General features: G+C 61.4%; 21 protein-coding genes. 18 read left to right on the top strand and 3 right to left on the bottom strand.

The genetic code is table 11. The features are described from left to right. Positions 1-3 precede the first annotated feature (3 nt). Entirely contained in the window at positions 4-984 is a 981-nt protein-coding gene (locus ACJ8OK_RS00745) for a Bug family tripartite tricarboxylate transporter substrate binding protein (protein WP_082996553.1), read from the bottom strand. A gap of 360 nt (positions 985-1344) precedes the next feature. Between ACJ8OK_RS00745 and ACJ8OK_RS00750 the strand changes: the two genes are divergently transcribed. The 3 genes from ACJ8OK_RS00750 to ACJ8OK_RS00760 all read left to right on the top strand — a co-directional run bounded on the left by ACJ8OK_RS00750 (position 1345) and on the right by ACJ8OK_RS00760 (position 3837). Continuing rightward, positions 1345-1590, top strand: coding sequence for a hypothetical protein (locus ACJ8OK_RS00750; RefSeq protein ID WP_228392535.1), 246 nt, complete (start codon positions 1345-1347; stop codon positions 1588-1590). A gap of 167 nt (positions 1591-1757) precedes the next feature. Beyond that, complete coding sequence (gene tctD / locus ACJ8OK_RS00755; protein WP_060559983.1) at positions 1758-2432, top strand: transcriptional regulator TctD; 675 nt, start codon at positions 1758-1760, stop codon at positions 2430-2432. Beyond that, positions 2419-3837, top strand: a complete 1419-nt coding sequence (locus ACJ8OK_RS00760; protein WP_004936144.1) for a sensor histidine kinase — start codon at positions 2419-2421, stop codon at positions 3835-3837. The genes tctD and ACJ8OK_RS00760 overlap by 14 nt, the downstream gene beginning before the upstream one ends. Here the strand turns inward: ACJ8OK_RS00760 and ACJ8OK_RS00765 are convergent. Further along, a complete protein-coding gene (locus ACJ8OK_RS00765) occupies positions 3834-4754 on the bottom strand; it encodes a DMT family transporter (protein ID WP_261441056.1) in 921 nt (306 codons plus the stop codon). The two genes, ACJ8OK_RS00760 and ACJ8OK_RS00765, sit on opposite strands and share 4 nt — an antisense overlap. 117 nt (positions 4755-4871) lie before the next feature. Here ACJ8OK_RS00765 and ACJ8OK_RS00770 point away from each other — a divergent pair, with 117 nt between their 5' ends. The 15 genes from ACJ8OK_RS00770 (at position 4872) to hisP (ending at position 19168) form a co-directional block, all read left to right on the top strand. Beyond that, positions 4872-5645 (top strand): AraC family transcriptional regulator, encoded by a 774-nt coding sequence (locus ACJ8OK_RS00770; protein ID WP_033632493.1) that lies wholly within the window; start codon positions 4872-4874, stop codon positions 5643-5645. 53 nt (positions 5646-5698) lie between these two features. Further along, positions 5699-6820 (top strand): 4-phosphoerythronate dehydrogenase PdxB, encoded by a 1122-nt coding sequence (pdxB, locus tag ACJ8OK_RS00775; protein WP_442530332.1) that lies wholly within the window; start codon positions 5699-5701, stop codon positions 6818-6820. A gap of 110 nt (positions 6821-6930) precedes the next feature. After that, positions 6931-7941, top strand: coding sequence for an aspartate-semialdehyde dehydrogenase (locus ACJ8OK_RS00780; protein WP_004936134.1), 1011 nt, complete (start codon positions 6931-6933; stop codon positions 7939-7941). Beyond that, the gene (truA, locus tag ACJ8OK_RS00785) at positions 7941-8762 is read left to right on the top strand and encodes a tRNA pseudouridine(38-40) synthase TruA (RefSeq protein ID WP_004936132.1); all 822 of its coding nucleotides are present in this window, start codon (positions 7941-7943) and stop codon (positions 8760-8762) included. Before ACJ8OK_RS00780 ends, truA begins: the two co-directional genes overlap by 1 nt. Positions 8763-8840: 78 nt before the next feature. After that, positions 8841-9503 (top strand): DedA family protein, encoded by a 663-nt coding sequence (locus tag ACJ8OK_RS00790; RefSeq protein WP_004936130.1) that lies wholly within the window; start codon positions 8841-8843, stop codon positions 9501-9503. 232 nt (positions 9504-9735) lie between these two features. Next, positions 9736-10644, top strand: coding sequence for an acetyl-CoA carboxylase, carboxyltransferase subunit beta (gene accD, locus ACJ8OK_RS00795; RefSeq protein ID WP_004936126.1), 909 nt, complete (start codon positions 9736-9738; stop codon positions 10642-10644). A gap of 190 nt (positions 10645-10834) precedes the next feature. Beyond that, a complete protein-coding gene (folC, locus tag ACJ8OK_RS00800; RefSeq protein WP_015378592.1) occupies positions 10835-12100 on the top strand; it encodes a bifunctional tetrahydrofolate synthase/dihydrofolate synthase in 1266 nt (421 codons plus the stop codon). Then, positions 12101-12838 (top strand): cell division protein DedD, encoded by a 738-nt coding sequence (gene dedD, locus ACJ8OK_RS00805; RefSeq protein WP_015378591.1) that lies wholly within the window; start codon positions 12101-12103, stop codon positions 12836-12838. A gap of 234 nt (positions 12839-13072) precedes the next feature. Further along, positions 13073-13573 carry a colicin V production protein gene (gene cvpA, locus ACJ8OK_RS00810; RefSeq protein WP_004936119.1) on the top strand — a complete coding sequence of 167 codons (501 nt, stop codon included), beginning with the start codon at positions 13073-13075 and terminating at the stop codon, positions 13571-13573. Positions 13574-13594: 21 nt separating this feature from the next. After that, positions 13595-15112, top strand: coding sequence for an amidophosphoribosyltransferase (gene purF, locus ACJ8OK_RS00815; protein WP_004936117.1), 1518 nt, complete (start codon positions 13595-13597; stop codon positions 15110-15112). A gap of 132 nt (positions 15113-15244) precedes the next feature. Beyond that, the gene (locus ACJ8OK_RS00820) at positions 15245-15817 is read left to right on the top strand and encodes a UbiX family flavin prenyltransferase (RefSeq protein ID WP_004936112.1); all 573 of its coding nucleotides are present in this window, start codon (positions 15245-15247) and stop codon (positions 15815-15817) included. 304 nt (positions 15818-16121) lie between these two features. Next, positions 16122-16904 carry a histidine ABC transporter substrate-binding protein HisJ gene (gene hisJ / locus ACJ8OK_RS00825; RefSeq protein WP_004936109.1) on the top strand — a complete coding sequence of 261 codons (783 nt, stop codon included), beginning with the start codon at positions 16122-16124 and terminating at the stop codon, positions 16902-16904. A gap of 82 nt (positions 16905-16986) precedes the next feature. After that, the gene (locus ACJ8OK_RS00830) at positions 16987-17673 is read left to right on the top strand and encodes a histidine ABC transporter permease HisQ (RefSeq protein ID WP_015378590.1); all 687 of its coding nucleotides are present in this window, start codon (positions 16987-16989) and stop codon (positions 17671-17673) included. Then, positions 17670-18374, top strand: coding sequence for an ABC transporter permease (locus ACJ8OK_RS00835; protein ID WP_004936100.1), 705 nt, complete (start codon positions 17670-17672; stop codon positions 18372-18374). Before ACJ8OK_RS00830 ends, ACJ8OK_RS00835 begins: the two co-directional genes overlap by 4 nt. A 20-nt stretch (positions 18375-18394) precedes the next feature. Then, the gene (hisP, locus tag ACJ8OK_RS00840) at positions 18395-19168 is read left to right on the top strand and encodes a histidine ABC transporter ATP-binding protein HisP (RefSeq protein WP_004936098.1); all 774 of its coding nucleotides are present in this window, start codon (positions 18395-18397) and stop codon (positions 19166-19168) included. Between the two features lie 7 nt (positions 19169-19175). Here hisP and ACJ8OK_RS00845 read toward each other — a convergent pair whose 3' ends face one another. Beyond that, positions 19176-20090, bottom strand: coding sequence for a TIGR01777 family oxidoreductase (locus tag ACJ8OK_RS00845; RefSeq protein WP_060559978.1), 915 nt, complete (start codon positions 20088-20090; stop codon positions 19176-19178). Between the last annotated feature and the right edge of the window lie 6 nt (positions 20091-20096).

A 20096-nucleotide genomic window follows, 5' to 3' on the forward strand; every position in this document is an offset into this window, starting at 1 on the left:
CGGTTATTTGGCCAGGCCGAACACTTTCGCCTGCTCACGGTATTGGGCAACCTGATTCTTCACGTAGGCGTCCAGCTCTTTGCCGGTCAGGTTGAATTCGAACAGGCCGCGCAGATCGCGCTGCTGCTTGAATTCCTCGGTCGCCATCATTTTCTGGAAGGTGTCGATCCACCACTGATACTCTTCATCGCTGACTTTCGGCCCGACGTAGAAGCCGCGAATGATCGGCCACACCAGGCTGTATCCCTGCTCTTTGGCGGTCGGAATGTCGGCCAGCTGGCCCGGCAGACGTTGCTCGGCATACACCGCCAGCACGCGGATCTTGTCGCCCTGCAGGTAAGGCACCATCTCGCTCAGGTCACCGGAAACCGCCTGAATATGGTTGCCCAGCAGCGCGGTGACCGGCTCGCCGCCGCCTTCGAACGCCACGTAGCGCATCTTGCGCGGATCCACGCCGACTTCACGCGCCAGCAGCGCGGTTTTCATCCAGTCCTGGCTGCCGATGGAGGCGCCGGCGCCGAACACCACGCTGTTGGGATCTTTTTGGAAAGCGTCCATCAGGTCTTTCAGGGTTTTGTAAGGCGAGTCGGCGCGCACTGCGATCATGCCGTAGTCGGTGCCGACCGCCGCCAGCCATCTCACGTCGTCCACGTTGTAGCGGCCGAACTTGCCCTGGGCCAGATTGAGCAGCGAGCCGCCGGAGAAGGCCACCACGGTGCCGAACTCCGCCGGGCGCTGTGCGACGATGGCGTTGTAGGCCACCGCGCCGACGCCGCCGGGCATATAGGTGACGCGCATCGGTTTATCGATGGCCTTGGTATCCTGCAGCGACACCTGAATCAGTTTGCAGGTCAGATCGAAGCCGCCGCCGGGTTTGGCCGGCGCAATGCATTCGGTGCGTTTGGGCGCCTCTGCGGCAAAGGACTGAGAGGCCGCCAGCAACAGGGCGGCGGCGGTAAAGGTTCGGGTCATTATTTTTTTCATTGTGACTTGCCCTCGGTATTGTTCTGGTTGTGAAATCCCGCCGGGTGCGGTTGCAGGATTGTTAAAACAACAACCTTTCATTTACCTTTCAGTGGCCGGAAAAGTTTCCAGTCTGTGATTAGGGTCTCTTGTCGCCAGCGAATGGCGGGTGCGCTACCATAGAAACGAGGGCAAGAACAGGGCGCTAAACCGGCCAAAATCCTGCGTAATATCAGGTTTGCCGCTCTGCTTTTGCGATAAAATCATGATCAGTGAAATGAATAGAGACGCAGTAATATGTTTTCGTTAGGGAAATTGTTTGGTGGCAGGGACAGCGCCAAAGTATGCGCAATTAAACGGTTGCCTGAGGTCTACGCCGAGATGGCGGGAGCAAGCGGGCAGTGTCGTTTGAAGCGCCTGCGCGCCGAGGTTGGCGTGTTTGAGCTGCATTTCGTCAACGCCGACGGCGAGAAGTATGCCTGTCAGATGACCGCCTGCGTGACCGGCATCGATCTGGTGTTTGCCGCCAACAACCGCTCCGTGCTGGTTTCTTCGCCGTTTACCGCCGACAAGCTGCGCCCGGTGCTGGACATTGCCGTTGCCGATAGCCCCATTGCGCTGATCTGACGCCGCCCTGCGATCGCGCTCCATACGCATAATTGTGTGCCAGCTCCCAAAACTGGCGGCGCGGCGCTCTTTTATCCCCTTATTTTCCATGCCATCCTTTGTTATCAGCCTGTTAACGGACGCCGTGTCGGCGCCAGGTTGTTCAGGTAAATCAATGGAATGGGAACATGCGACTGTTATTGGTTGAAGATCACCCCGAGCTGTCTCACTGGTTGCAAAAGGCGCTGACCGGCGCCGGGTTTGCCGTCGACGTCGCCCCGGACGGCGTGGCCGCCGACCACCTGTTGCTTAATGAACGCTATGCGCTGGCGGTGCTGGATGTGGCGTTGCCGCGTTTGAACGGCCTGGATTTGCTGGCGCGCCTGCGCAAGCGCGGGCAGGATCTGCCGGTGCTGTTGCTGACGGCGCGCACCGACGTGGCCGATCGGGTAAGGGGCCTGAATCTGGGGGCGGACGATTACCTCACCAAGCCGTTCGAATTGGACGAGCTGGAGGCGCGTATTCGGGCGCTGCTGCGCCGCAGCGTCGGTGCCCCGCAGCCGGCGTTGCAGTATGGCGCGTTGACCTACCATGACGAAGGCTATTTTCTGCTGGAGAGCAAGCCGCTGGCGCTGACGCCGCGCGAACTGGCGGTGTTGACCGCGCTGATGCATCGGCGCGGCCGCCCGGTGGCCAAACAACAGCTGTTCGAGCAGGTGTTTACGCTGTCGGAAGAGGCCAATCCGGAGAGCATCGAGCTTTACGTACACCGCCTGCGGAAAAAGCTGCAGGGCAGCGACGTGGCGATCGTCACGCTGCGCGGTCTGGGCTACAGCCTGGAGCTCTGCAATGCGGTGGTTTAACGCCCCGCGTTCGCTGTTCTATCAACTGCTGCTGTTTTTTGGCCTGCCGCTGCTGGCGTTGGGCGGTATCTCCATCTACACCCACTATTTCAGCGCCATGAGCGCCGCCACTCTGGCTTACGATCGCACGCTGCTGGCGTCGGCGCGCACCGTGGCGGAGCGACTGGTGGTGCGCGAAGGCAAGCTGGCGGTCGATGTGCCCTATGTGGTGCTCGACAGCTTCGAGCGCAACATGAACGATCAGCTGTATTACGAGGTGATTTCGCCGCAGGGAAAAAGCATCTCGGGCTATGACGATTTGCCGTCGCTGCCGCCCCATATCCCGCGCTCCACGCTCTACCCGGCGCTGGTGCATTTTTACGATGCGGAATACCTCGGCCGGCCGATCCGCGTGGCGGCGCTGTTTCAGCCGGTCAACGAGTCGGGGGTGAGCGGCATGGCGACCATTTTGGTGGCGGAAACCCTGGAGTCGCGCCGTTACCTGGCGCGGCAGATGATGATCGCGGCGCTGCTGAGCCAGGGCACGGTGGTGGTGTTGACCCTGATCCTGGCGTTCGCGCTGCTCAAGCGGGTGTTGAAGCCGATGCGTAAACTCTCCGGCATCATGCTGCGGCGCGATCCGGGCGAGCTGACGCCCTTGCCGCGGGTATTGCCGTGGTCGGAGATGCAGCCGCTGCTGGTGGCGTTCAATCGCTATATCGAACGGCTGCGGCTGATGGTGGCGCGTCAGGAACGTTTCAGCGCCGACGCTTCCCACCAGCTGCGCACGCCGCTGGCGGTGTTGAAGACTCAGGTCGGGGTGGCGCTGGCCAGCGATCGGCCGCAGCAGTGGCGCGAAAGCCTGCAGGCGATGAGCGCGACGCTGGACAATACCGTGGCACTGACCGACCGCCTGCTGTATCTCTCACGCCTGAAGGCCAGCGAGCACCAGGCCGAGCGCAAGCTGCAGCCGGTCAACCTGGCGCAGGTGCTGCGCGACGCCTGTTTTTCCCGCTTGCCGCAGGCGCGCAGCAAACAGATCGATCTCGGCTTCGAAGGTGAAGCGGCGTGTCAGGTGGCGGGGGAACCGCTGCTGTTGGCCGAGCTGTGCGCCAACCTGTTGGACAACGCGTTGAAATACACACCGCGTCAGGGCGTGGTCACCGCTCGCCTCACGCAGGAGAAGGCGACGGGGGAAGGCGTGCTGGAGATTGAAGACAGCGGCCCCGGCATCGCCTTGCAGGACAAGGCGCTGGCGCTGCAGCCGTTTCACCGGCTGGACAACGTGGGCGATCAACCGGGCGCCGGCCTGGGGCTGGCGCTGGTGAAGGATATCACCGCCTATCACGGCACCCGCCCGGAGCTGTTGAGCTCCGCCGCGCTGGGCGGCCTGTTGGTGCGGGTGCGTTTCAGGCTGTTGCCTTAAGCCTGTTCTTTGCAGGACTCGACGTCGGCCGCCGGGGCTTTGGCTTTACGCGTCAGCGGCGTGCGCAGCCGCTGCGACAGGATAACGCCCAGCAGGGTAATGCCGCCGCCGATCAGGTGATAACCGTGCAACTGCTCATGCAGGAACAGCACGGCGATAGCGGCGGTAAACACCGGTGCCAGGTTCATGAAGATCGAGGCGGTATTGGCGCCCAGGCGCATCACGCCCTGGATCCACAGGAACGGGGCGATGATCGAAGCCGGAATGCCGGCGAACAGCACCAGCGGCAGGTTATGACCGTTCAAGCCGACATCCTGCGCCATCAGGAAATTAGGCAGCAGCAGCAGCACGCCGAACAGGATCTGCACGTACAGCGATTGCCAGTTCGGCAGCGCGATGGCCCAGCGTTTGGTCAACACGCCATACAGCGCGTAAGAGGCGGTGGCGAGCAGCATCATCAATTCCCCCTTGCCGATACCGTGCTGCAGCAGCACGCCGGGCTGGCCGCCGCTGACCAGCCAGATCAAACCGCCGAAGGAGAGAATACTGCCGAGCAGCACGCCGATGGTCGGCGCAATGCGCAGCAGGACGATGCTGATCAGGATGGTCAGCAGTGGGATCAGCGACACGATGATGCCCATAAACAGCGCGCTGACGCTGTGCGCCGCGTAATAGGCCAGGCTTTGATACAGCACCATGCCCAGCAAGCCGAGGATCATCAGTTTCCACCAGTTGGCGCGCACCTGCGCCCAATTGCGCAGCACGCCCGGCAGCACGAACGGCGTCAGGGCGATCAGCGCCAGCAGCCAGCGGTAAAGTGAAATGGCCGCCGGATCGATGGCGGTGGCGGAGAGTTTGCTGACGACGGCGTTAATCGACCATATCAGCACGGCCAACAGTGGGAAGAGCATATTCATGATAATTATTCTCAATAACGTCCAACATGCTGGCTAGTCTACGCGTGTCCGGTTTATCATATATAGCGATATCCAGACAAAAATCGGCGTAAACAAGACAAATCACGGGACGAAACCATGCCAGAAATCCGCCATTTCCCTGAGTCGCTGATCCCGGCGCCCAACCCGGTGCAGTTCCGCTGTGAAGAGTTCAACGCGCGCACCGAATTCCAGCCGCACAGCCACACCTGGGGCCAGTTGATGTGGGTCAAAGCCGGGGTGATGGTGTTGCGCATCGGCGGGCAGCGCTTTCTGGCGCCGCCGGAGTTCGTGTTGTGGGCGCCGGCGGGCATCGAACACTCCTGCTACAACCAGCGACTGGCGCAGTGCCGCATGGTGGACATCACGCCGGCGCTGTGCGCCGGCATGCCGGCCGACCCCTGTCTGGTGAGCGTAACGCCCATCTTCCGTGCCATCGCCGAGGATTTTTATGCGCGCAAGCAGTACATTCCACAGACGGAGGAGGATCTGCGCCTCTGTCAGGTGCTGATCGACCAGCTGCGCCTGTCGCCGCGTCAACAAACCTATCTGCCTTCGTCGGACGACAAATTTTTGGCGCCGGTGCTGGAAGCGCTGGAGCATTGCCCGGCGGACAACACCTCGCTGGCGACGTGGGCGGCGCGGGTCTACACCACCGAGCGCACGCTGTCGCGCCGCTGCCAGCAGGATCTGGGCATGTCGTTCAGCGAGTGGCGCCAGCGCCTGCGTTTTCTGCATGCCGTGTCGTTGCTCGAGCAGGGCAAAACCGTGCAGGACGTGGCGTTGGACGTCGGCTACAGCTCCGCGTCGGCCTTTATCGTCATGTTCCAGCAGATCGCCGGCACCACCCCTGAGCGCTTTCGCCGTGCCTGATTCAGTGGCACACTATTTCGCAGACCAATAGCCGTAAACCGTCGGAGAACGCAGTGAAAATTCTGGTTGATGAAAATATGCCGTACGCGGCCGAGCTGTTCAGCCGCCTGGGCAACGTGCAGGCGGTGCCGGGGCGCCCGATCCCGCTTGAGGCGCTGGCGGATGCCGATGCGCTGATGGTGCGTTCGGTCACCAAGGTCAATGAAGCCCTGTTGGCCGGCAGCCGCATTGGCTTTGTCGGCACCGCCACCGCCGGCACCGATCACGTCGATGACGCCTGGCTGCAACGGCAGGGCATTGGGTTTTCCGCTGCGCCGGGCTGCAACGCCATCGCGGTGGTCGAGTATGTGTTCTCCGCCTTGATGCTGCTGGCCGAACGCGACGGCTTCCACCTGCGGGATAAAACCGTCGGCATCGTCGGCGTGGGCAACGTCGGTTCCCGCCTGGACGCGCGCCTCAAAGCGTTGGGCGTGCGCACGCTGCTGTGCGATCCGCCGCGCGCCGATCGCGGCGACGCCGGGGAGTTCTGGCCGTTGGAGAAGCTGGTGGCCGAGGCCGATGTGCTGACCTTCCATACGCCGCTGAATAAATCCGGCCCTTACCATTCGCTGCATCTGGCGGATGCGGATCTGTTGGCGGCGCTGCCGGACAACCGCATTCTGATCAACGCCTGCCGCGGGCCGGTGGTGGATAACGCCGCGCTGCTGCAGGCGCTGGAAAAGGGCAAAAAGCTGAGCACGGTGCTGGACGTGTGGGAACCGGAGCCGGATCTCGCCTTGCCGCTGCTGGCGCGGGTGGATATCGGCACCGCGCACATCGCCGGGTATACGCTGGAAGGCAAGGCGCGCGGCACCACCCAGGTGTTCGAAGCGTTCAGCCGCCATCTGGGGCAGCCGCAGCAGGTGGCGCTGGCCTCGCTGCTGCCGGTGCCGGAGTTCAGCCAGATCCGCCTCAACGGGCCGCTGGATGAAGCGCGGTTAAAACGATTGGTGCACTTGGTGTATGATGTGCGCCGCGATGATGCGCCATTGCGCAAAGTCGCCGGGCAACCGGGCGAATTCGATCGCCTGCGCAAGCACTACCAGGAGCGCCGCGAGTGGTCTTCGCTGGCCGTGCAATGCGATGACAGCGCCAGCGCCGAGCTGCTCGGCAAGCTGGGCTTCAGCGTGGCGTAGGGCGTAAGGTTGTCTTAAGCCAACGCCGCTACAGTGAGCGGTAAAGATTATCGGGCGGTGATTGCACTGCCCGTGTGCTTTTATGAATGAAATACTCTGGAGAAAACCCGATGTCTGACGGCTGGAATATCGCGCTGCTCGGCGCCACTGGCGCGGTAGGTGAAGCGTTGCTGGAATTGTTGCAGGAACGCCAGTTCCCGGTGGGTGAGCTCTATCCTCTGGCAAGCGAACGCAGCGCGGGCGCCAATGTGCGCTTCAACGGCAAGTCTCTTCTGGTGCAAAACGCCGAAGAGTTCGACTGGTCGCAGGCGCAGCTGGCCTTCTTCGTCGCCGGCAGCGACGCTTCCGCGCGCTATGCCGAAGAAGCCGGCAACATGGGCTGCCTGGTGATCGACACCAGCGGCCTGTTCGCCATGGAGCCGGATGTGCCGCTGGTGGTGCCGGGCGTGAACCCGCAGGTGCTGGCGGATTACCGTAACCGCAATATCGTGGCGGTGGCCGACAGCATGGTCAGCCAACTGCTGACGGCGATCAAACCGCTGACCGAACAGGCGGGGCTGTCGCGTCTGCACGTCACCACGCTGATGTCGGTATCGTCGCGCGGCAAGGTGGCGGTGGACGACCTGGCCGGCCAGAGCGCGCGCCTGCTGAACGGCATTCCGGCCGAGGAAGGCGTCTTCGGTAAACAGCTGGCGTTCAACCTGCTGCCGCTTGTCGCCGACGAGCAGGGCAGCGTGCGCGAAGAGCGCCTGATCGTCGATCAGGTGCGCAAGGTGCTGCAGGATGAAGGGCTGCCGATTTCGGTGAGCTGCGTTCAGTCGCCGGTGTTTTATGGCCACGCGCAGGTGGTGCACCTGGAAGCGCTGCGCCCGCTGTCCGCCGAAGAGGCGCGCAGCGAGCTCGAAGAGGTCGAAGACATTCAGCTGAGCGAAGAGGACGATTACCCGACCCAGGTCACCGACGCTTCCGGCAGCGATGCGCTCAGCATCGGTTGCCTGCGTAACGATTACGGCATCCCCGAGCTGCTGCAGTTCTGGACGGTGGCGGACAATGTGCGCTTCGGCGGCGCGTTGATGGCTATCGAAACCGCCGAGCGTCTGGTGCAGGAGCAGATGTACTGATGTCTGAGGTGGTCTCGCCCGCTCAGCCGACGCTGAAGGTAGCGCTGGGCATCGAATATGACGGCAGCCGGTACTACGGCTGGCAGCGGCAGCAAGAAGTGGCCAGCGTGCAGGAACGCCTGGAGCAGGCGTTGAGCAAGGTGGCGGATGCGCCGATTACCGTGCTGTGCGCCGGGCGTACCGACGCCGGGGTGCACGCCACCGGGCAGGTGGTGCATTTCGAAACCACTGCGCGCCGCAAGGACGCCGCCTGGACGATGGGGGTGAATACCCATTTGCCGCCGGATATCGCGGTGCGTTGGGTGAGCCCCGTCGCCGACGATTTTCACGCGCGTTTCAGCGCCACCGCGCGCCGCTACCGCTATATCATTTTCAACCATCGCTACCGGCCGGCGGTGCTGCAGCAGGGGGTAACGCATTTTTATCACCCGCTGGACGCCGATCGCATGCATCGGGCGGCGCAGGCGCTGCTGGGCGAGAACGATTTCACGTCGTTCCGCGCGGTGCAATGCCAGTCGCGCACCCCGTGGCGCTGCGTAAAACACGTTAAGGTTACGCGCTACGGCGAATATATTGTGGTAGATATCAAGGCGAATGCCTTTGTGCATCATATGGTTCGCAACATCGTCGGCAGCCTGATGGAGATCGGCTGTGGCAATCAGGGTGAGAACTGGATGGCCGAGTTGCTGGCGCTGAAGGATCGCAATCTGGCGGCGGCGACGGCGCGAGCCGAGGGGCTGTATCTGGTTGCCGTGGATTACCCTGACCACTTTGGTCTGCCGCGGCCGCCGATGGGGCCGCTGTTTTTGCCCGACGATTAAACGCCGGCACGCCTGAAAGCGTCGCTCCCTTGTGCTTCTGCCGGGTGATTGAAACGCCCGGCATCAATGAGAGAATTTATGGACATCATCAAGTTTATTATTGATTTCATTCTGCATATTGATGTGCACTTGGCCGAACTGGTCGCACAATACGGCATGTGGGTCTACGCTATTCTGTTCCTGATCCTGTTTTGTGAAACCGGTCTGGTGGTGACGCCGTTCCTGCCGGGGGATTCTTTGCTGTTCGTCGCCGGCGCGCTGGCGGCGTTGCCGACCAACGATCTGAACGTGCACACCATGGTGGCGTTGATGGCCGTGGCGGCGATCATCGGCGATGCGGTGAACTACACTATCGGGCGGTTGTTCGGCGAGAAGCTGTTCAGCAACCCGAATTCGAAAATCTTCCGCCGCAGCTACCTGGATAAAACGCATCAGTTTTATGAGAAGCACGGCGGGAAAACGATTATTCTGGCGCGATTCGTGCCGATCGTGCGTACTTTTGCGCCGTTCGTCGCCGGCATGGGGCATATGTCCTATCGCCACTTCGCCGCCTACAACGTGATTGGCGCACTGGTTTGGGTGCTGCTCTTCACTTATGCTGGCTACCTGTTCGGCGATCTGCCGGTGGTGCAGGAGAACCTGAAACTGTTGATCGTCGGGATCATCATCGTTTCGATTCTGCCGGGCGTGATTGAAATTTGGCGCCACAAGCGCGCGGCCGCCCGCCAGCAAAAACAGTAAAAACATCGCTTAACCTGTCGGTTCGACCAGTTTTTTGTCCACAGCGTCGGGCCGATATGGTTTAATGAGCGACATTATGGTCTGTTCCTGCGAACAACCCTGAAGCCGATGCCTCAGTCGCCGCGCTTGCCGCGCCGCGAACGGGCATTTTTTCATTGGGGTGTTTTCGGGGGGATTGTTAAAGCATGAACAGCGGACTGGCGTGTGCCAGGTTCAAACAGAAAGGTCATCGATGAGCTGGATTGAACGAATTCTTAACAAGAGCAATATCACACAAACCCGTAAGGCGAGCATTCCTGAAGGGGTCTGGACTAAATGCGACAGCTGCGGCCAGGTTCTCTACCGCGCCGAGCTGGAGCGGAATCTGGAAGTGTGCCCGAAGTGCGACCATCACATGCGTATGGGCGCGCGCGCGCGTCTGCATACCCTGCTGGATGAAGGCAGCGAAGTGGAGCTGGGCAGCGATCTGGAGCCGAAGGACGTTCTGAAATTCAAGGATTCCAAGCGCTATAAAGATCGTCTGGTCGCCGCACAGAAAGCGACCGGCGAGAAAGACGCGCTGGTGGTGATGAAGGGCACGCTGTACGGTATGCCGATCGTCGCCGCGTCCTTCGAATTCGCCTTCATCGGCGGCTCGATGTCTTCCGTGGTCGGCGCGCGTTTCGTGCGTGCGGTTGAGCAGGCGCTGGAGGACAACTGTCCGCTGGTGTGCTTCTCCGCCAGCGGCGGCGCGCGTATGCAGGAAGCGCTGATGTCGCTGATGCAGATGGCGAAAACCAGCGCGGCGTTGGCCAAAATGCAGGAGCGCGGCTTGCCGTATATCTCCGTGCTGACCGACCCGACCATGGGCGGTGTCTCCGCCAGCCTGGCGATGCTGGGCGACATCAACATCGCCGAGCCGAAAGCGCTGATCGGTTTTGCCGGCCCGCGCGTTATCGAGCAAACCGTGCGCGAGAAACTGCCACCAGGCTTCCAGCGCAGCGAGTTCCTGATCGAAAAAGGCGCGATAGACATGATCGTTCGCCGTCCGGAAATGCGCCAAACGTTGGCGAGCATTCTGTCCAAGCTGACCAACCAGCCGCAGCCGCATTTCGATGAGGCCGCGCCGGTCATTGAGCCGGAGCAGCAGGCCGACGCCTGAGGCAAAGACAGATCCCGCCCGGGTTCAGCCGCCACTTTGTGGCTAAGTGACGGCTGATGCCCGCTCTCCGCCGGCCGTAGCCTATCCGCTGCGGTTGGCAGGCTGGCGGCAGTCACGAAGCGCATCGCCTTTACCGCGGTGAGGGTGGTGCCCTGATGGATTAATGAACCCAAGTTCAGTGATGGGACTCATGCAAAACCACCAAATTCCCCAAGCCACGTCGCCATTGAGCTCGTGGCTTTATTATCTGGAACGTCTGCACAGCCAGGCGATCGAACTCGGCCTCGAGCGCGTACAGCGCGTCGCGGCGCATCTGGATTTACTGACCCCCGCACCCACGGTGTTCACCGTTGCCGGCACCAACGGCAAAGGCACCACCTGTCGCACCCTTGAAGCGATTCTGCTGGCCGCCGGCCTGCGCGTCGGCGTCTACAGTTCGCCGCATCTGGTGCGCTATACCGAACGCGTGCGCATTCAGGGGGAAGAGCTGAGCGAAGCGGAGCACAGCCGCTCGTTCGCCGCCATTGAAGCCGGCCGCGGCGAAACGTCGCTGACCTATTTCGAATTCGGCACCCTGTCGGCGCTGCAGCTGTTCAAACAGGCGCGGCTCGACGTGGTGATCCTGGAAGTGGGCCTGGGCGGGCGTCTCGATGCCACCAACATCGTCGATCCGAGCGTGGCGGTGATCACCAGCATCGCGCTCGATCACACCGACTGGCTGGGCAACGATCGCGAAAGCATCGGCCGTGAAAAGGCCGGCATTTTCCGCAGCGGCAAACCGGCGGTGGTCGGTGAACCCGACATGCCGGACAGCATTCGTCAGGTTGCCGAAACGCTGGGCGCGCCGCTGTCTCGCCGCGGCGAAGCCTGGCGCTTCAGCGAGCAGGGCGATCGCTGGCAGTGGCAGGGCGGCGACACGCTGCTGACCGATCTGCCGACGCCGAACGTACCGCTGGCCAACGCCGCTACCGCGCTGGCGGCGCTCAACTGTTCTCCACTGGAAATCGACGAACGCGCGATTTTCACCGGGCTGCAGCAGGCGACGCTGCCGGGGCGCTTCCAGATCGTGCGGCGTGAGCCGACGCTGATCCTCGATGTGGCGCACAATCCGCACGCCGCCGGCTATCTGGCCGGGCGTCTGGCCAAACTGCCGCGCAACGGCGGCAAGGTGCGCGCGGTGGTGGGCATGCTGTCGGACAAGGATATCGCCGGCACGCTGGCCTGCCTCAGCGAGCAGGTGGATGAATGGTACTGCGCGCCGCTCGACGGGCCGCGCGGCGCCAGCGTCGAACAGCTGGCGCAACATCTTGCGGAACCGCGACGCTTTAATGATGTCGAAACTGCCTGGCGGCAGGCTATGCAGGATGCTGATAAACAGGATATTGTGATCGTCTGTGGATCGTTCCACACCGTGGCGCAGGTGATGGCGGCGTCAGACGAGATGCGGGGAGTGTGAGTGGCGAGTAAATTTCAGAACCGACTGGTCGGAACCGTGATTCTGGTGGCGCTGGGGGTGATCATCCTGCCAGGGTTGCTGGACGGTAAAAAGAAGCATTACGAGGATGAATTCGCGGCCATTCCGTTGGTGCCGAAGGCGGGCGACGTCGAAGAGAACGACGTGCTGCCACCGGTGACGCAACCGTTGCCGGCGCAGCCGCCGGAAGGGGCGGGCGCGCTGGTCGAACAGCAGGCGGCCAATGAAGCGGCGGCGCAACAGGCGGTGCGGCAAGGTGCTCAGCAGCCGGCGCAGGTGGCGCCGCCGCCGGTCGAAACGCGTCCTCAGCCGGTGCCGCAGCCCAAGCCGAAACCGGTAGAAACCAAACCGGTGGAAGTGAAACCGAAACCGGCGCCGCAACCGAAACCGGTGGAAGTGAAGCCGGTACCGAAGCCGGAGCCGACGCCGAAACCTGAACCTACGCCGCAGCCGAAACCGGCGGAAGAAAAAGCGCCGGCCGGGCAAGCCTACGTCGTGCAGCTCGGGGCGTTGAAAAATGCCGCCAAGGCGAACGAGATTGTCGCCTCGCTGCGCCTCTCGGGCTATCGCGCCTTTACCGTGCCGTCAACGCCGGTGCAGGGGCAGATCACCCGTATCTACGTCGGCCCGGATGCCTCCAAGCAGAAGCTGCAGGCGGCGCTGCCGTCGCTGAACTCGATCAGCGGGCTGAGCGGGCAGGTGAAGCCGTACGGCCGTTAAACCCCGCAGGGGCGCAGCACGATGCGCCCCTGAATTAAGGAGTGGTGGAGAGAAAGCGAGAAAAACCGCGCCTTTTACAGGCGAAATCACCTATGTAGGCGCGGCGATTGGGAATTTTTTGATCGCCGCTTTTTATTTGTAACGTGGTAGGAAATCCCCTACGCAAACGTTTTCTTTTTCTGTTAGAATTCGCCGCGAATTGGATGCAGGGGCGATTCATCATTGGAATAGTTCATGGTCTGGATTGATTACGTCATTATAGCGGTGATTGGATTTTCGGCTCTGGTGAGCCTGATCCGAGGGTTTGTTCGCGAAGCATTGTCACTTGTGACATGGGGATGTGCGTTTTTTGTTGCCAGCCATTTCTACTCTTACCTTGCGGTCTATTTCACTCGTTTTGAAGATGAACTGGTGCGAAACGGCATCGCGATCGCGATTTTGTTCATCGCGACCTTGATCGTAGGGGCTATTGTTAACTATGTGATTAGCTCACTGGTAGAGAAAACCGGGTTGTCGGGCACCGACCGGGTGTTGGGCATCTGCTTCGGCGCGCTGCGCGGAGTATTGATCGTCGCAGCGATCCTGTTCTTCCTGGATACCTTTACCGGCTTTTCACAGAGTGCCGACTGGAAACAGTCGCAGCTCATTCCCCAGTTCAGTTACGTCATCAGGTGGTTCTTTGACTACCTGCAGAGCACGTCGAGTTTCTTGCCGACCCAATTGCCGGGGCGGTAGCGCTGATGAGGAAAAGACAACATGTGCGGTATTGTCGGTATCGCCGGTTTCATGCCGGTAAACCAGTCGATTTATGATGCGCTGACGGTGCTTCAGCACCGTGGCCAGGATGCCGCAGGCATCGTCACCATTGACGCCCACAACGGGTTCCGTTTGCGTAAAGCCAACGGCCTGGTGAAAGATGTGTTTGAGGCGCGCCATATGCAACGCTTGCAGGGCAACATGGGCATTGGCCATGTGCGTTACCCGACGGCCGGCAGCTCGAGCGCCTCTGAGGCCCAGCCTTTCTACGTCAACTCGCCGTTCGGCATTACGCTGGCCCACAACGGCAACCTGACCAACGCCCATGAGCTGCGCCAAAAGCTGTTCGAAAGCGGCCGCCGCCATGTCAACACCACCTCCGACTCGGAAATCCTGCTGAACGTGCTGGCCAGCGAGCTGGATCGCTTCCCGCACTACCCGCTGGAGGCCGACAACATCTTTACCGCGGTCGCCGCCATGCATCAGCAACTGCGCGGCGCTTACGCCTGCGTGGCGATGATCATCGGCCATGGCCTGCTGGCGTTCCGCGATCCGAACGGCATTCGCCCGCTGGTGATCGGCAAGCGCACGCTGGAGGATGGCCGCAGCGAGTACATGGTGGCTTCCGAGAGCGTGGCGCTGGATACCCTGGGCTTTGAGTTCCTGCGCGATGTGGCGCCGGGCGAAGCGGTGTACATCACCACCAAGGGCCAGCTGTTCACCCGCCAGTGCGCAGAGAACCCGAAAACCAACCCGTGCCTGTTTGAATACGTCTATTTCGCGCGCCCGGACTCCTTTATGGACAAGATCTCGGTCTACAGCGCCCGCGTGCGCATGGGCCAGAAGCTGGGTGAGAAGATTGCCCGCGAATGGGAAGATCTGGACATCGACGTGGTGATCCCGATCCCGGAAACCTCCTGCGACATCGCGCTGGAGATCGCGCGTATTCTCGAGAAGCCCTACCGCCAGGGCTTTGTGAAGAACCGCTACGTCGGCCGCACCTTTATCATGCCGGGCCAGCAGGCGCGTCGTCAGTCGGTGCGCCGCAAGCTGAACGCCAACCGCGCCGAATTCCGCGACAAGAACGTGCTGCTGGTGGATGACTCCATCGTGCGCGGCACCACTTCGGAGCAGATCGTCGAAATGGCGCGCGAAGCGGGCGCCAAGCGCGTCTATCTGGCTTCCGCCGCGCCGGAAGTGCGTTTCCCTAACGTCTACGGCATCGACATGCCGAGCGCCAACGAACTGATCGCCCACGGGCGTGAAGTGGATGAAATCCGCCAGATCATCGGCGCCGACGGGCTGATCTTCCAGGACCTGGACGATCTGATTGAAGCGGTGCGCGAAGAGAACCCGGACATCACCCAGTTCGAATGCTCGGTGTTCAACGGCATCTACGTGACCAAAGACGTCGATCAAAGCTATCTGGAATACCTGGAGTCGCTGCGCAGCGACGACGCCAAGGCGCTGCGAGGGCAAACCGAAGCGGAAAATCTGGAACTGCACAACGAAGGCTAACCGGCCGCGTTGATTACTCGGGGGGCATCGCCGCGTCTGTGGCGGTGCGCCTTGCTCCTGTGAACTTGCTTATCCCTCGCCATTGCGGCAAAGTCTGCCTGATCTTACTTTTTACGGCAGAGGCCATTTTCCATGAAACGACTCATCATCGGCATTTCCGGCGCCAGCGGCGCGATCTACGGCGTGCGCCTGTTACAGGTTTTGCGCGACGTCGCAGAGGTGGAAACCCATCTGGTGATGAGCAACGCTGCACGGCAGACGCTGGCGCTGGAAACGCCGTACAGCCTGCGTGAAGTGCAGGCTCTGGCCGACGTGGTGCACGATGCGCGCGATATCGCCGCCGCCATCTCCTCCGGCTCTTTCAAAACCCTGGGTATGGCGATCCTGCCATGCTCGATCAAAACCCTGTCCGGCATCGTCAACAGCTACAGCGACGGGCTGCTGACCCGCGCCGCCGACGTGGTGCTCAAAGAGCGCCGCCGTTTGGTGCTGTGCGTGCGGGAAACGCCGCTGCACCTTGGGCACCTGCGGCTGATGACGCAGGCAGCGGAGATGGGCGCGGTGATCATGCCGCCGGTGCCGGCGTTTTACCACCAGCCGAAAAGCGTGGAAGACATCATCGATCAGACCGTCAATCGGGTGATCGATCAGTTTGATATCGAACTGCCGGCCGATCTGTTCACCCGCTGGCAGGGCGCTGATTAACATTTTCATCCCCAAATTGGTACATTTGTGCAACACCGCACTGAATTAGGGCGGCGCATGCACCATAATGATCCCACTTCATCACGTTCACTGTTTCATGGCGCCGCCTTATCGCGGCTGCCAGTGGCGCGGCCCCGAGCGGCCGATTTAATTTTGCGGTTATCGTCCCAGGAAACAGTATTGTGAAGGCCGGAGCCGTTCCCTCCGCCCGTAGCACCTAATGTGGCACGATTACTGCAAATTGATTTGGTGGGGAAAAGTAATGCCCGTAGTGGCATCAAAAAAATCAATTTGAGGGTAATTTATGAAAAAGCGGGTTTTGATTTTGCCGTTAGTTCTGGCTTTGAGCGCCGCCAGCAGCGCCTTTGCCGCCATTCCTTCCACGCTGAAGATTGGCACCGATCCGACTTACGCACCGTTTGAATCCAAAAACGCCAAAGGCGAATTGGTTGGCTTTGACATCGATTTGGCCAAAGAGCTGTGCAAACGCATCAATACCCAATGCACCTTCGTGGAGAGCGACTTCGACGCGCTGATCCCATCCCTCAAGGCGAAGAAAATCGACGCCATCATCTCTTCGCTGTCCATCACCGAAAAACGCCAGCAGGAAATCGCCTTTACCGACAAGCTGTATGCCGCCAACGCGCGTCTGATCGCGCCGAAAGGATCCAAGCTGCTGCCTACCGTGGACGCCCTGAAAGGCAAGAGCGTGGGCGTGTTGCAGGGCACGACCCAGGAAGCCTACGCCAACGCCATGTGGCAGCCGAAGGGCATCACCGTCGTGCCTTACCAGAACCAGGATCTGGTTTACGCCGATTTGGCTTCCGGGCGTATCGACGCCGCCTTCCAGGATGAAGTGGCGGGCAGCGACGGCTTCCTGAAACAGCCGCCGGGCAAAGACTATGCGTTCGCCGGCGAATCGGTGAAGGATGACAAGTTCTTCGGCGTCGGCACCGGCATGGGGCTGCGCAAGACCGATACCGAGCTGAAAGCGGCGCTGGACAAAGCCTTCGCCGAGATGCGCAAAGACGGCACCTACGACAAATACGCGAAAAAGTACTTCGACTTTGACGTCTACGGCGGGTAATCCGCTTACCGTTCCATGCTGTGACTGCGGGGCCGGCGTGCCGGCCCCGATGGTTCGGATCCTAGACCACAGGGTGAAGTAGATGCTGCAAGGCTATTCCCAACTGATTTTCGAGGGGGCTCTGGTGACGCTGGAGCTGGCCCTCAGTTCCGTGCTGCTGGCGGTGGTGATCGGCCTGATCGGCGCCGGTGGCAAACTGTCTCATAACCCCTTTATCTCCGGCCTGTTCGGCGCCTATACCACGCTGATCCGCGGCGTGCCCGATCTGGTGCTGATGCTGCTGATCTTTTACGGTCTGCAAATCGCGCTGAACAATATCACTACGCTGTTGGGCTTCGCGCAGATCGATATCGATCCGCTCGGCGCCGGCATCATTACCCTCGGCTTTATCTACGGCGCTTATTTTACCGAGACCTTCCGCGGCGCTTATCTGGCGGTGCCGAAAGGGCAGATCGAAGCGGCGACGGCCTATGGCTTCAGCGGCGCGCAGATCTTCCGGCGCATTCTGTTCCCGGCGATGATGCGTTTCGCCCTGCCGGGCATCGGCAACAACTGGCAGGTGATCCTGAAGGCGACGGCGCTGGTGTCGATCCTTGGCCTGAACGACGTGGTGAAAGCCACGCAGTTGGCGGGGAAAGGCACCTATCAGCCGTTCTTCTTCGCCATCGTGGCCGGCGTGGTGTACCTGGTTTTCACTACCGTTTCCAACGGCGTGCTGCTGTGGCTTGAACGGCGTTACTCACTGGGCGTCAAGAGGGCCGAGCTATGATTGAGATCCTGCAACAGTACTGGCAGTCGCTGCTGTGGAGCGACGGCTACCGCTTTACCGGCGTGGCGATCACGCTGTGGCTGCTGATCGCTTCAGTGGTGATGGGCGGGCTGCTGGCGATCCCGATGGCGGTGGCGCGCGTGTCTTCCCTTCGCTGGGTGCGTTTCCCGGTGTGGCTCTACACCTATGTGTTTCGCGGTACGCCGCTGTACGTGCAGCTGCTGGTGTTCTACTCCGGCATGTACAGCCTTGAGATCGTGCGCGGCAGCGAGTTTCTCAATGCGTTTTTCCGCAGCGGGCTCAACTGCACCATCCTGGCGCTGACGCTCAACACCTGCGCTTATACCACCGAGATCTTCGCCGGGGCGATCCGCTCGGTGCCGCACGGTGAAATCGAGGCCGCCAACGCCTACGGTTTCTCGCGCTTCAAGATGTATCGCTGCATTATTTTGCCTTCGGCGCTGCGCACCGCGCTGCCGGCTTACAGCAACGAGGTGATCCTGATGCTGCATTCCACCGCGCTGGCGTTTACCGCCACCGTGCCGGACCTGCTGAAGATCGCGCGCGACATCAACGCCGCGACCTATCAGCCGTTCTACGCCTTCGGCATCGCGGCGGTGCTGTATCTGATCATCTCCTACGTGTTAATCAGCCTGTTCCGCAAAGCTGAGAAACGCTGGATGGCACACGTTAGTCACTGATAAATGACGGGAAGAAAACCATGTCTGAGAATAAATTAGCCGTCACGGAACTGCACAAACGCTATGGCGACCACGAAGTGCTGAAGGGCGTCTCGCTGGCGGCCAACGCCGGGGATGTGATCAGCATCATCGGCTCCTCCGGCTCCGGCAAAAGCACCTTTCTGCGCTGCATCAACTTCCTTGAGAAGCCGAGCGAAGGTTCGATCAGTCTGAACAACGAAGATATTCGCATGGTGCGCGACAAGGACGGCCAGCTGAAGGTATTCGACAAGAAGCAGCTGCAGCTGTTGCGCACCCGCCTGACCATGGTATTCCAGCACTTTAACCTGTGGAGCCACATGACGGTGCTGGAGAACGTGATGGAAGCGCCGGTGCAGGTGCTGGGGCTGAGCAAGGCCGACGCGCACGAGCGCGCGGTGCGCTACCTGGACAAAGTGGGCATCGACGAGCGGGCGCGCGGCAAATACCCGGTGCACCTGTCGGGCGGCCAGCAGCAGCGCGTCTCTATCGCCCGCGCATTGGCGATGGAGCCGGAGGTGCTGCTGTTTGACGAACCGACGTCGGCGCTGGATCCCGAACTGGTGGGCGAGGTGCTGCGCATCATGCAGAAGCTGGCGGAGGAGGGGAAGACCATGGTGGTGGTGACGCACGAAATGGAGTTTGCGCGCCACGTTTCCAACCACGTGATCTTCCTGCACAAAGGGTTGATTGAAGAACAGGGGCCGCCGGCCGAGCTGTTCGGCAACCCCAAAAGCCCGCGCCTGCAGCAGTTCCTGTCCGGCGCGTTGAAGTAACCTCAGATCAGCGGGCTTCGGCCCGCTGATTGACAACGTCATCCAACGCCTGTTCCAACTCCAGATAGCGGAAGTGGAAGCCGGCTTCTTCCAGCCGTTTCGGCACCGCCCGCTGGCCGCCGAGCACCAGCACCGCCGCTTCCCCCATCAACAAACGCATGACGAACGCCGGCACCCGCAGAAACGCCGGGCGATCGAGCACGTTGGCCAATTGGGCGGCGAATTGCTCGTTGTGCACCGGGTAGGGAGCGACCATGTTGAACGGGCCGCTCAGGGTGGCGTGATCCAGCAGATAAATAATGCCGTTGACCATGTCTTCGAGGTGGATCCACGGCAGGTATTGGCGGCCGTCGCCGATCGGGCCGCCGAGCCCGAAGCGGAACGGCGGCAGCATTTTGGCCAGCGCGCCGCCCTGTGGCGCCAGCACCACGCCGGTGCGCAGCAGGCAGACGCGGGTGGCGTCGCTCTGCGCTTGCAGCGCCAGCGTTTCCCAGCGCTGGCACAGCTGGTGGGTGAATTCGTCGTGCGGCGGCTCCTCTTCGGTGACCACCGCCTGCCCCTGATCGCCGTAGTAGCCGACGGCGGAACCGGAAATCAGCACGCCGGGCGGCGTGCTGCCGGCCTTGATCAGCTGCGCCAGGCGTTCGGTCAGATCCCAGCGGCTGCGGCACAGGCGCTCTTTCTGCTGCGCGCTCCAGCGCTTGTCGGCGATAGGTTCGCCGGCCAGGTTGATCACCGCGTCGAAGTCATCCAGCGACTGCCGGTCGTCCAGCGTTTGCCAATAGCTCGGCCGATCGCCGAGCCTGGCTCGGGCGCGCCGCTCGTCGCGGGTCAGTACCGTAATGTGGTGAGAAAGCGCCAGCAGTCTTGCCGTCAGGCTGCTGCCTATCAATCCCGTTGCGCCGGTGATCAGGATCCGCATGGTCTA

Source organism: Serratia sp. CY71090 (assembly GCF_052166845.1).
In the GTDB taxonomy this organism is placed as follows: domain Bacteria; phylum Pseudomonadota; class Gammaproteobacteria; order Enterobacterales; family Enterobacteriaceae; genus Serratia; species Serratia nematodiphila.

Excerpts from the sequence above, each read along its gene's own strand:
- hisJ (WP_004936109.1), top strand. The coding sequence starts at position 16,122 with ATGAAAAAGCGGGTTTTGATTTTGCCGTTAGTTCTGGCTTTGAGCGCC.
- ACJ8OK_RS00845 (WP_060559978.1), bottom strand. The coding sequence starts at position 20,090 with ATGCGGATCCTGATCACCGGCGCAACGGGATTGATAGGCAGCAGCCTG.
- ACJ8OK_RS00770 (WP_033632493.1), top strand. The coding sequence starts at position 4,872 with ATGCCAGAAATCCGCCATTTCCCTGAGTCGCTGATCCCGGCGCCCAAC.
- accD (WP_004936126.1), top strand. The coding sequence starts at position 9,736 with ATGAGCTGGATTGAACGAATTCTTAACAAGAGCAATATCACACAAACC.
- purF (WP_004936117.1), top strand. The coding sequence starts at position 13,595 with ATGTGCGGTATTGTCGGTATCGCCGGTTTCATGCCGGTAAACCAGTCG.
- hisP (WP_004936098.1), top strand. The coding sequence starts at position 18,395 with ATGTCTGAGAATAAATTAGCCGTCACGGAACTGCACAAACGCTATGGC.
- ACJ8OK_RS00820 (WP_004936112.1), top strand. The coding sequence starts at position 15,245 with ATGAAACGACTCATCATCGGCATTTCCGGCGCCAGCGGCGCGATCTAC.
- ACJ8OK_RS00835 (WP_004936100.1), top strand. The coding sequence starts at position 17,670 with ATGATTGAGATCCTGCAACAGTACTGGCAGTCGCTGCTGTGGAGCGAC.
- ACJ8OK_RS00780 (WP_004936134.1), top strand. The coding sequence starts at position 6,931 with ATGTCTGACGGCTGGAATATCGCGCTGCTCGGCGCCACTGGCGCGGTA.
- ACJ8OK_RS00745 (WP_082996553.1), bottom strand. The coding sequence starts at position 984 with ATGAAAAAAATAATGACCCGAACCTTTACCGCCGCCGCCCTGTTGCTG.
- ACJ8OK_RS00830 (WP_015378590.1), top strand. The coding sequence starts at position 16,987 with ATGCTGCAAGGCTATTCCCAACTGATTTTCGAGGGGGCTCTGGTGACG.
- ACJ8OK_RS00760 (WP_004936144.1), top strand. The coding sequence starts at position 2,419 with ATGCGGTGGTTTAACGCCCCGCGTTCGCTGTTCTATCAACTGCTGCTG.
- truA (WP_004936132.1), top strand. The coding sequence starts at position 7,941 with ATGTCTGAGGTGGTCTCGCCCGCTCAGCCGACGCTGAAGGTAGCGCTG.
- ACJ8OK_RS00790 (WP_004936130.1), top strand. The coding sequence starts at position 8,841 with ATGGACATCATCAAGTTTATTATTGATTTCATTCTGCATATTGATGTG.
- tctD (WP_060559983.1), top strand. The coding sequence starts at position 1,758 with ATGCGACTGTTATTGGTTGAAGATCACCCCGAGCTGTCTCACTGGTTG.
- ACJ8OK_RS00750 (WP_228392535.1), top strand. The coding sequence starts at position 1,345 with ATGGCGGGAGCAAGCGGGCAGTGTCGTTTGAAGCGCCTGCGCGCCGAG.
- ACJ8OK_RS00765 (WP_261441056.1), bottom strand. The coding sequence starts at position 4,754 with ATGAATATGCTCTTCCCACTGTTGGCCGTGCTGATATGGTCGATTAAC.
- cvpA (WP_004936119.1), top strand. The coding sequence starts at position 13,073 with ATGGTCTGGATTGATTACGTCATTATAGCGGTGATTGGATTTTCGGCT.
- folC (WP_015378592.1), top strand. The coding sequence starts at position 10,835 with ATGCAAAACCACCAAATTCCCCAAGCCACGTCGCCATTGAGCTCGTGG.